Genomic DNA, 14693 nt, shown 5'->3' with positions numbered 1-14693 from the left:
TGTATCGCTATAATGCTGCAAGTATTTCTTTCACTGATTTAAGTCCTGCCAATAGGTCACTTTTTGGAAAGTCGTATTTTTTAATCAATACTTTTTCCGATACAGGTTTTTTATCTCCGATTATTTTTAGCAGGATAATATCAATTTTATTTGCTTGGGGTCTTATCTCTTTCATGGAATCCAATAAAACAAACTTATTAGTCATTATTTCAGGCCAATGAGCCAAATTATAATAATCGATACAGCACTGTAAGTCTCTGCGAAAAGTAATCAGGCCTTTAAAAACATTGCTCAAAAAGAAATAAACATCTTTTTCAGGATGTCTTTCTTGTGCTTGCTGCAATCTATTATTATCAACGATTTCATTCAGTAGGCTTATGGCCTCTTTTTCACTTCGCTTCGTGATGAAATTCCCTCTGAGAAAATCACTTATATCGAAGCCATATTCTTCACCGACCTTATTGTAGTCTTTGTCTAAAATAGCCTGCTTTTCTTCTACATACAAATCGAAGGCTTTCAGAAGGGCTACGATCTTATCATGTTCATTTTGTAACAGAAGGTTGTTTTTGGCTTGCTTTGATGTCTTAATATCAGAACATACAATACAATCCAACAGCATTCGGGTCGTCCACATTTTGTTTTTCTTCTTCATATTCTCTCAGGATTGAATTAATTGGACGTCCAAAATCTCTTCTTCTGATTCTGCCCGTATTTCGGCTCTTTCTCTTTCGTATCGCTCAGAAATTTGGTTAAGTATTCTCTCAAAAGCTTTTGCTTCTTCCGATTCTTCTTCGTCATCTGCCTGCTTGATTTTTGGCAATTCCTTCGCAATACCAAGTGTGTCAATTGTTTTTAATTCGGGTATGGGCTCTTCAAGCCCTAAATCCACCCGAATTTCATGATTCACTTCTTCAATAACCGCTAATATCCGGCGTTTTAATCCTCTCATAAACTATCAATTTAAGGGTTTATCTCATATATCCTATATATTCTCAAAATTTGAGAAATATAAACAAACAGAGAGAAGATTAATAAAAATTAACTTACTGAGATTATTTTTCCGTACCCCCCTACATGAGTTTTTTTTGAAGAAAATGTCAAGCTATTTTTACTGGTACGTAACTTTGAAAATCAAGATACCCGTGGTGCATTTAGGACTTTGATATAAACTCATTCATTATAAGATTCATATTGGTTTTGTCATTTTGAACGAAGTGGAAAATCTGTGTGTTTTCAATCCAGGTCCTTCGTTTTACTCAGAAACAACGTTCGAGGAGCGAAGGCGACTCAATGACAATATAAATGTGTATTATATTTCAGCCTGTTATATTTCATTATCTAAATGCACCACGGGTTCAAAATGTAAAATTTGACTTGTGAATAATTGTTTTTTGTAGAAAGTATTCGGAAAATTTATCTTTTTCCTTTTCTTGAGTTTTCACGACTATCCATCAATTGAAGTTTAGTCTTTTCACAAAGAAATACTAATTCTTTTTCCATTGTTGAAAAATTGACAAGCTGTTCTAAATCAGATGCCTCCTCTATTATTGGACTATAAGTGGCTCTCATTATTTTATTACTAATTTTTCCTTTCATCCTCTTCTTAATCTCATTTGTAAGTTTACATATCTCACTCAATTTATCTTGATTTTGGACCATTATGTCATGCATCGGAACAATGTGATCCAGTGAGATTTGCAAGAAAGATTTAACTTTAAAAAGGACATTCTCCTTTTCGTGTGTAGGTGTAAATACTTGAAGTTTTTTATTTTCGTTTGTCAATACATGAACTTCTTCATTATTAGGATCTATAAGAAATGAGTTTATATCAGCTATAGATAGTATTCCGTCCTCACTATAGACAAGCGTCTTATCAATCATAGCCTTTATGTACTTGTTAAATATCTCTTTCCTTCCCGTTTTGTAGAAAAGGCGCTTTATCAGACCTATAGGATAAAGTATATTTTCATAGTAGCGATCTTGGGTAATTAGGCGGAAATGAAACTTGGAATATAATTCATCTTTTGTGATTTTTATTATATTTTCTGGTCCTTCATTCTCAATAGATATACTATTCTTGTGAATATTGAGATCTTCGGTTTCCGGATCAAGATATTGATAAACAAATTCCAAATAACGGTTCAGACCTGTGCGCCAATTGCTTATAGTGCTCTTGGGACGGTCTACAATCTTTAAAAAATCCTCAGAGTAATATAAATGTATAATTTTATCCATAAAATCCTGAAAGGTATCAATGTCTTTCTGATTTATAAACATTTGAATTGCATCAAACACATACATTATTTGACCGTTGTATTTAACCTTCAAATCTTTACATGCGCTAGAGGTATAACTACAATATGAAACTGCAGAAGCTGGACTTATACCAGTTTCTTCTTCAATCATCCATTCTTTGAATAAGTCTTTTAATGGTAGTTCTGTCATTTTTTTCGTATTTTTTTGTGTATAAAATTTTCAATTTTAACAAAAATAGTAAGATTTTTCATAAAATCTCCTTTTTCGGCAAGCATTTCAACATCGCTCTTTAGATAAGTCTTTTCCTGTCGGGAAATATTCCCTCACACGCTTGTAGTTGACCCTGATTTTGACAGGGTATTTACCTTGTGCATTAACCTTGCGGGTATCGAGCATTACACTCACCGTAATGCCATCTTTCGAATACGAATACATAGTTTTACATAAAAAAAATTAATATGTTATATATTCCAATATCTCCGACAATATAAGCGTACGGAACTATTAATGCATGGGACTTTTAAGGGTTTTGAGAAATAGAAACGTAGATGGAATGTTCCGGTGCGACTTATTTTACTCGTCTCGTCCCAATAAAATAAGGCTATTGCACTCGTTTTGCACACGCACATACTGACTTCTGAATAACCACTAAGACACTATTTTGATTAGTTAATGATTACTCGTACTATAAATACTTTTATGGAGAAGGGCACACATCCTTTTTATGTAAGTTTGAAAATGCTAATATTTCTATATCAGTGTTGGATCAAATAATTTTGGATGTGAAAAAATAGTTTTAGCTTTGCACGGCTATTTGCAGCAAAAAACGAGATGTATCGCAGTGCGGTTAGCACACCTCTTTTGGAGAAGGGTGTCCCAAGTTCGAGTATTGGTATCTCAACAGTTGAAGACGGATGATTTCGGTGATTAAAGAATACAATTATGTTTCGAAGTAAAACAATATTCCTTTCTGTTATTTTAATTACATGCATAAACTATTGTGCTAACGCCAATCAACAAGAAGTTAAAACAGAACCTGTACTAGATTCTCTAATTAATATCATTAACAATAAATCCATACCGTTTAAAGATAAGTATCAACTGGACAGTGTTGTTCGTAATACACCTGCTCTTAGGAAATATCGAAATATAGTCTGCATTCAACTAATACCAAAAGCAAAAAAAGAAAAGGCATACAGCGAAATAGTGAGATTATACACAAATGCTGCATCTTACAATATCGGACAGAATGAAATACCTACGGCCCGTTCCTACTTAGATTCAGCGAAGTTTATTTTGGATAAGAATATTAATTTCAGAGATTTAGGTTTCTATTATCGCAATGAGGGCGACTATTATGGCATGCTAAGGCAGTATGATTCAACACATTCTTATTATTACAAGTCTATAGAAGCATACGAAAAAGCAAACAGCAACTATAATGATATTATTTCTATATTACGCAATATGTCTATTGTCCACTTTAATAAACAGAATTATGATGAGGTTAAAAAGATCATAGACAAAATGAAATCAATTGCACCAAAATGCGAAGACCCCGTATATGTAAGGATGAAGATAGATGAAGTTGCAGGCGGATATTATAAAGACATGAATCTCTATGAATCTGATAATAACACACACTTAGATTCTGCGTACATGTATTATAATGATGCGGTTATCCTGTACGAATCTTTAGACTCGATACAAGCAAAAAAATATCGGTCTTCCATTTTTTATCCCTATACAAAACTAGCAGAAATTGAGATTGCCAAACCAAAAACCGATTGGAATATTGTGGATAAGAGTATATCTCAAGTGAAGGAAATTACTCAACCTGAAGATTCCTTGAAGCAATCTATAATTTTGGTTCTTGAAGCAGCTGTTTTTATACACAAATGCCAATATGATAATGCTGAGAACAAAATTAAAGCAGCTCAGAAAATCATAGATATTGTCAGTAAAAGAATTCCTGAATATAAAAACGAATATTTTGATATATATAGAGCATACACCGATTTATACAAAGCTAAAGGAGATTATATCAATGCACTGAAATATATTGAACTCAGTCATGATATAAGAATTCAATACATGAAAGAGACTAACAATGAAATTATAAAAGAACTTGATGCTAAATACGAAACAGCTCAAAAAGACGTTCAAATAAGCACATTGCAAGTAGAAAAAGAAAAAGAAAGACGAAATAAAATTTTCATATTAGGCTTCTGTTTCTTTATTCTTGTTATGTTAGTTATCTCCCTGCTTTATAGTAGAATACAGCGACTTAAGAAAGATAAAGAAGCATCTATCTTACTAACTCGGATAAAAGAAAAAGATGCAGAATTTATAATTGCAGCTAATAAAGCAGAGTTAAGATCGATGCGTTCATACTTGAATGGACTGGAAACAGAGCGTGAACGGTTGGCCAAAGAGTTACACGATAATGTTGCAAACGAACTTCTCAGTATCGACTTCCTACTAAAGAGTACAACAGATACTTCTGAAAAGATATCAAGCCAGATAGAAAACCTGCATAATGAAATCAGAAATATTTCTCATGAACTGATGCCTCCACTATTCAAATATGCCAGTTTGCCCCAAATAATTTCTGATTATATAGCCAAAATTAGTGAAGGAAAAGACATACAGGTAAAATTAAATATTAAAAATGAGCAGGGCTTCGATGATATTCCGAATGATAATTTATTAGAGGTTTACAGAATTGTACAAGAAACAACCAGCAATATCATAAAACATTCGGAAGCTACAACAGCCGAGATTAAATTAGAATGCTGCAACAGCACTATCATAATGAAAATTGAGGATAATGGAAAAGGGTTTAATCCGACTATAAAGCAAAACGGAATAGGTCTACTTATTACCAAAGACAGAATACATAGCATGGATGGGACTATCGAGATCGATTCGTCTGATGGCAACGGATGCAGAATATATATTCAACTTCCTATATCTCAACAAGGCGATAGCAAATGGCTACCCTGACGAGTTGCATCACATTACTTACATCAAGCTTCATAAACAAGTTTTTTCTGTGGCCTTCTATTGCATTTTCAGATATTTCCAACTTGAGTGCAATTTCTTTACTCGTATATCCGTCAACAATATATCGAAGAACCTCCTGTTCCCTCTTTGTAAATAGACCTACTTTACGCCCTTTTTTGTATAATTGGCTCTTAGCCTTTATATCCTTAAACTTTGGACATAAAAATTTCTGTCCATTGCATACAGCTTCTATAGCATGTTCGAGATGAATATTTGCAGTATTTTTCAGAACAATGCCATTAATGTTCATTTCCAATAAGCGGTTTACGTTCCACACTTCCTGATGCATTGTACAAACGATAATATTCGAATTTTTATCTATTTTTCTTATAGATTTTATCAGGTCAAAGCCTGAAATATTTTGAAATTCAAGATCGAGAATATATAGATCAAAGCCTGTATCCTTTATAGTATTCAAAACAAGTTCAGGATTAGTAAATAATAATAGATTTTCTCTTTTCAAAGAGAATCTATTCACCAAAATATCGGATATCCCTGTCAGAATAAGCTCGTGATCATCTGCTATTAATACTCGTTTTAGTTTCAAGATTGTTTTCATTGCAATTAATTTATAATGCAAATATATTCATAAAATGCAATCTATATATACGGAAAACCGTATAAAAAGGAAATCGATAAATACGTATATTTGTGCAACCATTTAAAGGTTGATTTATAAAGTATATATTATTGGCTAAGAAAAATTAACGAATACACAAAATAATTATTCATGGATATAAACAAACTTAAGAAAACCCATATTATTATATTTTCTCTGCTTTTCATCTTTACAGCATGTAGTGAAAACGAATTCATTAAGCTTAATGAAAATAATTACGAAGTAAGGAGTGATTCAACACTTTTAGTCAGAGTTGAGCCTCGCTCTAATGCTGAAGTGATAAGGGAGGTAAAGTATGGTCCATTCATTTCCTTGAATAAAGACTCCTATTACACTGATTGGGTAGAAGTGTATGTTAAGGACTATCCTAACATAGTATTTACAGATGCACCTCAAATAGATTCTATTCGAGGCTTTATAGATAAGAGATCTTTCCAAGCCAATGCAGTCCGGAGCCTGAGCTCATATTCTTCAGATCCGATATTCTATACCAAAGCTAATAAAAACAGCAAATGTTATTCGGACTCAGAGCTTCGCAATATGGATGTTTTAAGTTTTAATGTAGCCGGAGATATAGACAACAAGGAGTGGATACCTGTCGAAGTGTCAGGGTGGAAAAGGAATAGATCAGGTAATCTGACACCGGAAACTTTTCATAATTTACTTTATGTTCACCGAGATCAATTTAAAGATGGAACAATATCGTTTTACGCCTCACATATGTATACCAAACACTCTATCATAAGCTATTATTGGGATTCTATATGGTACGACGCTAATAGAATTTTCAGAGGACAATATTTTTTCGATTTTCATTTATCATGGTGGAGGTCTATACCTATTATTGTCTTGGTTTTGCTTATAATCAATATTCTCGCTATTTTTCTAAGTTCTATCCCCAAATTGCAGGTTTTTGTTGAATATATTACCTTGCTGGGAGCTTTTGGATTTGAATTTATTTACATCTTTTTGTTAGGGGAGAATTTCTGGTTTTGTAACCCCGATACTATGGGGTGGTTCAAAGCCACATTATTCTTTATCCCTACTATCTCTTTATTAGTTTTACAATATTATCGTTTCTTGAACTTATTACAGCATATTCAACAATTTACAAGGCCTATTTCTACTTTTATGGGAGTATCTTTTTTCAAGTATTGGATAATTCTGTTCTTTGTTATTGCTATAATATGCGGAGGAGATCCTCCTAACGATTTGGCATCAATATGTGTTATCGGTATAGGGGTTATCCAAATTATTCAATTTGTAGTTACCTTGATACAACTTCGACATACTCCATTGGTAGCATTAGGTACTGCGATAATAATCCCGCTGGGAATGCTTGCCGTCATCTTCTGTTTTCTCAGCATATTAGGAACTGCCTTACTATTTGCCATAGTGGGACTAATAATTTATGGCGTAGCGGTAGCCAAAGGAGGAAATGCCAGTATTGATAATGGCTACGGACCAGCAGGCCATTGTCCGCATTTTAATACTCCTTTTTGCGATTTCATCGAAGGTGGACGTTCAGAGTGCTCACTCCATAAAGGACAAGGCTGCAAACATGGACAGGTATAAATTGATATATTTCGACTTTATTGTCAACAAATCAGATAAACAAATTTACATAAAGACAACTCTATGAAATCAAAATTACTACTTTTAGCTTTTTTAGTTTTACAATCCGTATACTTAAGAGCTCAATTTGCAGGAGGAGATGGTTCTGCAGAAAATCCGTATTTGATAGAAACTGCTGAGCAATTAAATGAAGTAAGAAACCATCTTTACCAAGATATTCATTTCATGCTGAAAAACGATATTGATTTGACCGATTGGATTGCAAACAACGAAGATGCCGATATCAGAAAAAACGGATGGTTACCAATCGATACTAAAACAAATGATTACTCACATTATAAATATTTCAATGGAGCGGGTCATACCATCAGGGGTTTGTTTATTTACAGGCCGGATGCATCAGGTGTTGGATTATTTGGATCGATACGTACCTTTTCAATTAAAAATTTACATATTGAAGATTGTCAAATAACAGCTTCTCATGATGTAGGAGGACTGATAGGTAAATTTGATCCTTATAAAGGAGCGGAAATAAATGCATGTTCTGTAACCGGAACGATTAACAGCTTTGGTAACACAGGGCTTCTTATCGGGTATAGTTCCGGTAGTGGCAATGTTTCCGGATGTACAACATCAGGTGTTATAAGGAGTATAATAAAGATGGGAAATAATACATCTGCTTATATTACATATGGTCGATACGGTGGACTTATCGGCTCCTCTAGTCTCGATATTGTTGATTGTTCCACAAATTGTATTATTCTGTCCGACTTTGATTATATTGGAGGAATAGTAGGATATCAAAGGCCCGGCTCTGTAAAAAACTGTTATGCTTCAGGATACCTGTCCGGATATAATTATGTTGGAGGAATAGCTGGCGAAAACAGTAACTCAAGCATATCGGGTTGTATCTCTACTCAACGCGCAATTAACGGAAAGCAAAATATAGGGCGGATAGTTGGCTCCGGAAGTTTGTTAAACGAGAACTATGCTCTTAAGGACATGTTGCTTAACGAAGAAGTCTTGAGTGGAAATTCCGGTGGAATACATGGCGGAAATAAAACCATTACACAATTACATGATAAATCGACTTACGAAGCACTAAGTTGGGATTTCAATACTATTTGGAAAATAGAGGGCAGCAAATCCTCTCCATATCTCTATTATCAAACAGTTCCGGCAAAAATAACAAGTGAGTTAAAGTCAAACAAGACATCAATAGAGGGAATAGTCAGCACATCTGCGTCAGCTGATATTTGGGTAAGAGTTAATAATAAAGAACCTCAAAAGGTATATCCCAATAATGAATCTTGGCAGCTAAGTGTTTCGTCTCTATCGGGTTGTGACATTATAATGGTATGGAGCCAAGAAAACAACGGAAAAAAGAAAAATCAATCGGTTTACTATGTCGATTATTTAGGTAATGGCACCGAGCAATCGCCATATGAGATAGCAACTGCTTCCGAATTAGATGGCATCAGGCATAAAAAACATCATGCCAGTTACGTATTAACAAATGATATTGATCTGAAAAAATGGATCGAAAACCATGATGATGCAGATGTTCGTAATTATGGTTGGCGACCAATAGGATATGGTTACGGATTTATAGGTGGTTATATTGATGGAAAAAATTTCAGAATTAAAAATTTATTTTCTAGCACGAATGAATCATGGAAACATTCCGGGCTGTTTGGTATGATTGATAAAGATTCAGAGTTTACACTGAAAAACTTGTTTATTGATGACTGCCATGTAGTGTCAGAAAAGGGTTATGTAGCAGCTATTGTCGGTTCCTCATTAGCATCCAATACTCTCATCGAGAATTGCCATGTTTCAGGCTATATATCAGGGGCAAACGCAGCCGGACTTATTGCCTGGATCAATGAAGGCAACTCATCATTTAGAAACTGTAGTGTATCGGCTAATATATTAGGAACAGAAGGTGCTGCCGGACTTGTCTATCGCAGTGATTCTAATACAGAAATAAATAATGTACATATCTACTCCACTATAAAATCAAATAGAAATGCTGCAGGTTTGATTGCTTATTCTTATAGCAATAATGTGACAATCAAGAGTTCTTCGGTGTCCTCGCTAATAGAAGGAAAAAGTGAAGTTGCCGGATTAGCACTTGCTAAAAAAAGCACAATTGATAACTGTTATTCATCTTCAATTCTAAAAGGCGAAGCAGTATATGGACTTGGTGGTGGTGCATCTTCCTTCAGAAATTGTTATGTACAAGGTTCTATGGTCGGCAAAAAGGCCTATGGGTTAACTACAGGTGCAGATACATTTACTCAAAATGTATCAATTTTATCCGAAATAAAAGGTTTGGACGGCACTGCGTATCGAGTTGCTGCAGAGAGTCCATGGTTTGAAGGAAAAAATAACTATGCTTTACAAACAATGTTAGTGAATAAAGCTACTGTTACAGGGACACAGAACAACGAGCATGGAGCTGATGCTACATTAGGACAGCTAAAGACAAGTAATTTCTATACAAATACGCTAAATTGGGATTTTGATAATATATGGAAAATAGATAACAGTGCAAGTCTGCCATACTTTAAACAGCAGACAGCTCCTCCTACTTTATCAACAATCCCGTCGAAAGGCGTATCGTTGTTGAATGGTACTTGCCCTTCGTCTACAAATCATATCATTATAAGGATAAATGATAATAAACCAATATTTGTTGCTACAAATGGGACAAATTGGTCGTATACGTTAAGCGCGCCTCTACAAACAGGTGATGCCGTTCTTATATATACTAAAAGCAACTCATTATCAAATAGCTATGCACTTACATACAGTATAGAAAACGAAACCGGATTCGGAACAGATGATGATCCAATCCTAGTTCGTAATGCAGATGAATTGAATGCGATAAGAACTAACATGAATGCCATATATCAACTTGCAAATGACATAGATTTGGCAGATTGGATTAATAATAATCCGAATGAAGATATTCGTAATAACGGATGGTTACCTATCGGCTATCTAAACGACAATGAAGCGATTCTTTTTAATGGAAAACTGAAAGGAAAAGGGTATCGTATCACCGGATTAAAAATAAACCGTCCCGAAACAGATAATGTTGGTTTATTTGGCTATGTAAACGAGGTTGATTCTATATGGTTCGAAAATGTAAATATCGTAGGACAAGATAATGTAGGAACTGTTGCAGGGATTATAAAATCAGGAGTTAAGTTCTGTCATGTTTTAGGAAATATCCAAGCAAATAATAACGTAGGAGGTATATTTGGAATGGTAGATGTTGACGATTCATTTGGAGGATTTGCTAGTGCTGTCGGCTGTTCTTTTACAGGATATATTTCGGGCAATGACAAAATCGGAGGTTTGATAGGTTGTATAGACATGCCGATTAAGTCATTTGGTAGCAGTAATGGCGGACACATTCTCAATTGCCAAACTTCTGTTATAATCAAAGGAAATAATCGTGTCGGTGGTCTTTTAGGATTTGGCGCCGCTTACGTTAATCATTCGGTTGCAGATGCGGGTTCCGGCACCTCTATTATAGGTTGCTATAGTACGGGTGCTGTGTATGGCAATACATATGTAGGAGGCATTTGCGGATATCATGGATTGCCTGGAAGTGTCATGTATGAAGATAATAGTATAGGTAAAACTTATTCATCGTGTTATGTTAGTGGCAATGATTATGTTGGAGGACTTACCGGACGCAGAGGGTTTATATCTAACAGTATAGCTGCAAGTCCATTAATTATCAGCACTAATAAAATAAATACAGGGCGAATATCAAGCGAATTCGGAAATAGTAACAATAATTACGCATACAAAGATATGTTATTAAACTATGAAACAGTAGTAGGATCAACAAATACTATTAACGGGCAAAACATATCGAAAGAAAATCTTCACAAAAAGGCCACTTATACTAATCTAAATTGGGAATTTGAAACTTTATGGACTGTAAAGGAAGATGCAAGCTTACCATATTACATTAATCAGATAGAACCGCCAACTTTATCAACAGCGATAGCTCCTAGCGTAAAAACGTTAAGTGGAACATTCGACAATATCAAAGGGAAGGCCGTTATGGTTCAGTTGAATTCCGGCACACCGGTTAGTGCTACAGCAATAGATAATGCATGGTCGCTGACGTTGAATCAAGAATTATCAATTAATGATGTCGTCTTGATTTGGACAGAAGGGCAAAATAAACAACGCAGCTATGCCATTTGCAGATTAATTTCTTATGATAAAGGAATAGGTACTGAAGATGATCCCTATTTAATCAGGAATGCGGAGGAATTAAATTCAGTAAGAGAAAACCTGAGCGCAAATTACCGTTTAGCTAATGATATCGATCTAACTGGCTGGATAGCATTAAATACGGATGAAGATATCAGAAACAATGGATGGTTACCAATAGGAAGTAAGGATAATAGTTTTTCCGGTACTTTGGTAGGAGGGAATCATACAATCAAGGGGTTAATGATTAACCGTCCGAAGCTGATTTATACAGGATTATTTGGGTTTTTAAATTCCTCAAAAATAGACTCAATCAATATTATTGATGCAGACGTTATAGGAGCTGATGCGACAGGTATATTAGCCGGTGGAATGTTTAAGAACGTGGCAAATGTAAAAATCAGTGGTAAAGTATCTGGTTTAAACTGTGTTGGAGGTCTGGTCGGGTTGGTTGACTCCGGAGATGATAGCACTGTTAAAATACAAGGAAATACGTTTGACGGAAATATCAGTGGATATGAATTTATTGGTGGACTAATCGGGGCTATAGATCATAAATTCAATAATAACAAGCAAGAAGGACCTTATATTATAGATATTAAAAACAACTTCACAAATGGAAGTATAAATGGTAAAGATAATATTGGTGGACTGGTTGGTTACATTGAGAATCGTATTTATTATTCGAATTATTTATTCTCGTATAAGACAACGCTGTCTCAGAATTATAGTTCGATGATCATAAAAGGCAATGATTATCTGGGGGGATTAGTTGGTTATGGTAGATTTGATAAATGGACAAATACGACAGCTTCATTGTTTATAAAAGACTGTTATGCTAATGGTGTTATTGAAGGTAATGAAAATATAGGAGGGATAATCGGCTATTGTAATGGCTATGATGAACCGTTCTTGATAGAGATTACTAATTGTTATGCCGCGAATTATCTTAAAGGGACATCTGTTATAGGTGGCATCACTGGACGTAATGGCAATATAAAGAATTGTTATGCAATGAACCCATCCATAGTATTCTCCCATACGAGTCCATTTGTGGGGCGGATAACTCCGTCTGCAAATGAGACAGAAAGTAATTTTTATAGTCAAGACACTAAAGTATTCAATCTCTCCAATCCTAATGATATTTATACAATTACAGCCTACGGAACAGAAATTGTGAATTCTGACTTAATGAAACAGAGTACTTATTCTGCTAACGGATGGGATTTTAATTCAATATGGTCTATATGGGATGGATATAGTTATCCGTACTTTTCGGCAACAGGTATCACCCAAACAACTCCTCCTGCAATAACTTCTGATATACAAGAGGGTGTACTTACATTATCAGGAACATACAATGGACCGAACACAGTATGGGTAAAAATAAATGAAAATAATGCTATTCAAGCGACTATCGATAATGGTATTTGGAGTTGTTCGCTTCAGGAGCCACTAAAATTATCTGATATTATCAAGATATGGAGTTCTGTTAATGGCTTAGAGGACAGTTATAGTATTTATAGTATTGTGGGTGATAATCAACATACTTCAATTGAAAATATATTTAATAAAAAAGCATTTATAAAAGTATATCCAAATCCAGTCGTAGATGTTCTTTCAATTGAAGGTTTAGATAATTATCCAAATGCAAAAGTTTTAATTATAGATATAAAAGGACGTGTTCTGATTTCAAACGAAACAGCGGAAGACAAATTTCAACTCCCTGTTTCAACCCTGTCCTCTGGTGTTTATTTTGTGAAAATTATTTCAGAAGATAATAATGTGACAGTTGAAAAGATTATAAAAAAATAGGATAAATTTAGGAAGTATATTTTTATTGAATCGGATAATGTCTTTGCTCCTGAAGAACTCCATAAATCTTTATTGGAAAAAGATGAGACAAGCGAATCCTTATATTTTGATTATTATCGGCATAAACACAATGATTTTGCAGTATATAACAAAAGTGTTTTCGAGGATAACCCTTTTTATGATACCGATTATGAATGCTACATTCAATTTCTAACTAAGGGTATATTTTGTTTCTTAAATGTGGCTAGTCTTAGATATAATTATAGCTATAAAAGAATTGTATCTAAATTACGTAAGATGGATGGAAAGCAATTTGAAGTTGAATTCAGAAAATCAATTAACAATTCAAAAGAATAAGAAAACTTTTCCCTTTAGACAAAAGACCTCCGTATTTTGTGAGAGGTCGTCTGTCTAAAGGGAAAAGTTTATCAAAGCGCAAATTGTTATGTCAAATTCGTTTTCTTTTACGAGAATTGAAGTCACCCCAAGAACGACTGACGTTATAATACTAATAGTCCCAATAAACATTGAAGCTTTACTTTCTATGCTCTTTTTTCTATCAGATTCAGCATCATAACAATCAATAGCATATTCAAGTGTTTTTTCTAAATGAGTATTATCTACTACAATTTCACTGAGTTGTAAGTCAATAGGCTCATTATCTGTTCCTTTTTCTAATAACGGCCAAAAAAATTCACGAATTGTTTTAAAAATTTTCATATTCGAGTAAATTCACTATTTCATTTGATATATCGCAACCTGTTTGTTTCTCTATCCAAGCCCACTGCTCATTGGGGTTAATTTCAAGAAAAATATAATTATCAGATTTATCCAAAATAAAATCAATCGCACCAAAGCGAAGATTAAGAGTTTTAAGTAAAGAAACGCATTGAGATGTAATATCATCAGGCAAATTTATATTGATATGTTTTAATGGAAATTCACCCCTGCGCCAATCTGTTTGAGTCTCATTGTTTTGCTGGGAGTCAATTAATACGGCAAAAGGTTTTTCTCCAACCATAGTTACCCTTACATCATAACTCTTATCAATATGATTTTGAAAAAAATTTGGAGAAAATTCTATTTGTTCTTTCTTTAGTTTTTCTTTCAATAAATTAGT

General features: G+C 34.2%; 10 protein-coding genes. 3 read left to right on the top strand and 7 right to left on the bottom strand.

Going from position 1 to position 14693, the window contains the following annotated elements; all coding sequences use genetic code 11:
- Positions 1–7: 7 nt before the first annotated feature.
- The 4 genes from D0T56_RS03175 to D0T56_RS03160 form a co-directional block, all read right to left on the bottom strand.
- Positions 8–652, bottom strand: coding sequence for a hypothetical protein (locus D0T56_RS03175; RefSeq protein WP_163318685.1), 645 nt, complete (start codon positions 650–652; stop codon positions 8–10).
- 6 nt (positions 653–658) lie between these two features.
- Positions 659–949, bottom strand: coding sequence for a hypothetical protein (locus D0T56_RS03170; RefSeq protein WP_163318684.1), 291 nt, complete (start codon positions 947–949; stop codon positions 659–661).
- Between the two features lie 464 nt (positions 950–1413).
- Positions 1414–2445, bottom strand: a complete 1032-nt coding sequence (locus D0T56_RS03165; RefSeq protein WP_163318683.1) for a hypothetical protein — start codon at positions 2443–2445, stop codon at positions 1414–1416.
- Positions 2446–2532: 87 nt separating this feature from the next.
- On the bottom strand, positions 2533–2691 hold the full coding sequence (locus D0T56_RS03160) for an Arm DNA-binding domain-containing protein (protein WP_163318682.1): 159 nt from the start codon (positions 2689–2691) through the stop codon (positions 2533–2535).
- Between the two features lie 507 nt (positions 2692–3198).
- Between D0T56_RS03160 and D0T56_RS03155 the strand changes: the two genes are divergently transcribed.
- Positions 3199–5262, top strand: coding sequence for a sensor histidine kinase (locus D0T56_RS03155; RefSeq protein ID WP_163318681.1), 2064 nt, complete (start codon positions 3199–3201; stop codon positions 5260–5262).
- Here the strand turns inward: D0T56_RS03155 and D0T56_RS03150 are convergent.
- On the bottom strand, positions 5225–5881 hold the full coding sequence (locus D0T56_RS03150; RefSeq protein ID WP_163318680.1) for a response regulator transcription factor: 657 nt from the start codon (positions 5879–5881) through the stop codon (positions 5225–5227). The genes D0T56_RS03155 and D0T56_RS03150 overlap by 38 nt on opposite strands.
- 171 nt (positions 5882–6052) lie before the next feature.
- Here D0T56_RS03150 and D0T56_RS03145 point away from each other — a divergent pair, with 171 nt between their 5' ends.
- On the top strand, positions 6053–7516 hold the full coding sequence (locus D0T56_RS03145) for a hypothetical protein (RefSeq protein ID WP_163318679.1): 1464 nt from the start codon (positions 6053–6055) through the stop codon (positions 7514–7516).
- A 63-nt stretch (positions 7517–7579) separates the two neighbouring features.
- Positions 7580–13573, top strand: coding sequence for a T9SS type A sorting domain-containing protein (locus D0T56_RS03140; protein ID WP_163318678.1), 5994 nt, complete (start codon positions 7580–7582; stop codon positions 13571–13573).
- A 411-nt stretch (positions 13574–13984) separates the two neighbouring features.
- Here D0T56_RS03140 and D0T56_RS03135 read toward each other — a convergent pair whose 3' ends face one another.
- Both D0T56_RS03135 and D0T56_RS03130 read right to left on the bottom strand, forming a co-directional pair.
- Positions 13985–14293 (bottom strand): hypothetical protein, encoded by a 309-nt coding sequence (locus D0T56_RS03135; RefSeq protein ID WP_163318677.1) that lies wholly within the window; start codon positions 14291–14293, stop codon positions 13985–13987.
- Positions 14280–14693, bottom strand: a 414-nt coding sequence (locus D0T56_RS03130; protein WP_221412327.1) for a hypothetical protein, incomplete at its 5' end; no start/stop codon positions are given. The genes D0T56_RS03130 and D0T56_RS03135, both read right to left, overlap by 14 nt.

Origin of the sequence: Dysgonomonas sp. 520, from assembly GCF_010501095.1 — a bacterium.
GTDB lineage: Bacteria > Bacteroidota > Bacteroidia > Bacteroidales > Dysgonomonadaceae > QVMP01.
Note: the sequence above shows the minus strand (reverse complement) of the source record. Positions and strands in the feature narration are given on the sequence as shown.

What these genes read in the sequence shown, in the direction of transcription:
- D0T56_RS03150 (WP_163318680.1), bottom strand. Translation starts at nt 5,881, where the DNA reads ATGAAAACAATCTTGAAACTAAAACGAGTATTAATAGCAGATGATCAC.
- D0T56_RS03165 (WP_163318683.1), bottom strand. Translation starts at nt 2,445, where the DNA reads ATGACAGAACTACCATTAAAAGACTTATTCAAAGAATGGATGATTGAA.
- D0T56_RS03145 (WP_163318679.1), top strand. Translation starts at nt 6,053, where the DNA reads ATGGATATAAACAAACTTAAGAAAACCCATATTATTATATTTTCTCTG.
- D0T56_RS03170 (WP_163318684.1), bottom strand. Translation starts at nt 949, where the DNA reads ATGAGAGGATTAAAACGCCGGATATTAGCGGTTATTGAAGAAGTGAAT.
- D0T56_RS03140 (WP_163318678.1), top strand. Translation starts at nt 7,580, where the DNA reads ATGAAATCAAAATTACTACTTTTAGCTTTTTTAGTTTTACAATCCGTA.
- D0T56_RS03135 (WP_163318677.1), bottom strand. Translation starts at nt 14,293, where the DNA reads ATGAAAATTTTTAAAACAATTCGTGAATTTTTTTGGCCGTTATTAGAA.
- D0T56_RS03175 (WP_163318685.1), bottom strand. Translation starts at nt 652, where the DNA reads ATGAAGAAGAAAAACAAAATGTGGACGACCCGAATGCTGTTGGATTGT.
- D0T56_RS03160 (WP_163318682.1), bottom strand. Translation starts at nt 2,691, where the DNA reads ATGTATTCGTATTCGAAAGATGGCATTACGGTGAGTGTAATGCTCGAT.
- D0T56_RS03155 (WP_163318681.1), top strand. Translation starts at nt 3,199, where the DNA reads ATGTTTCGAAGTAAAACAATATTCCTTTCTGTTATTTTAATTACATGC.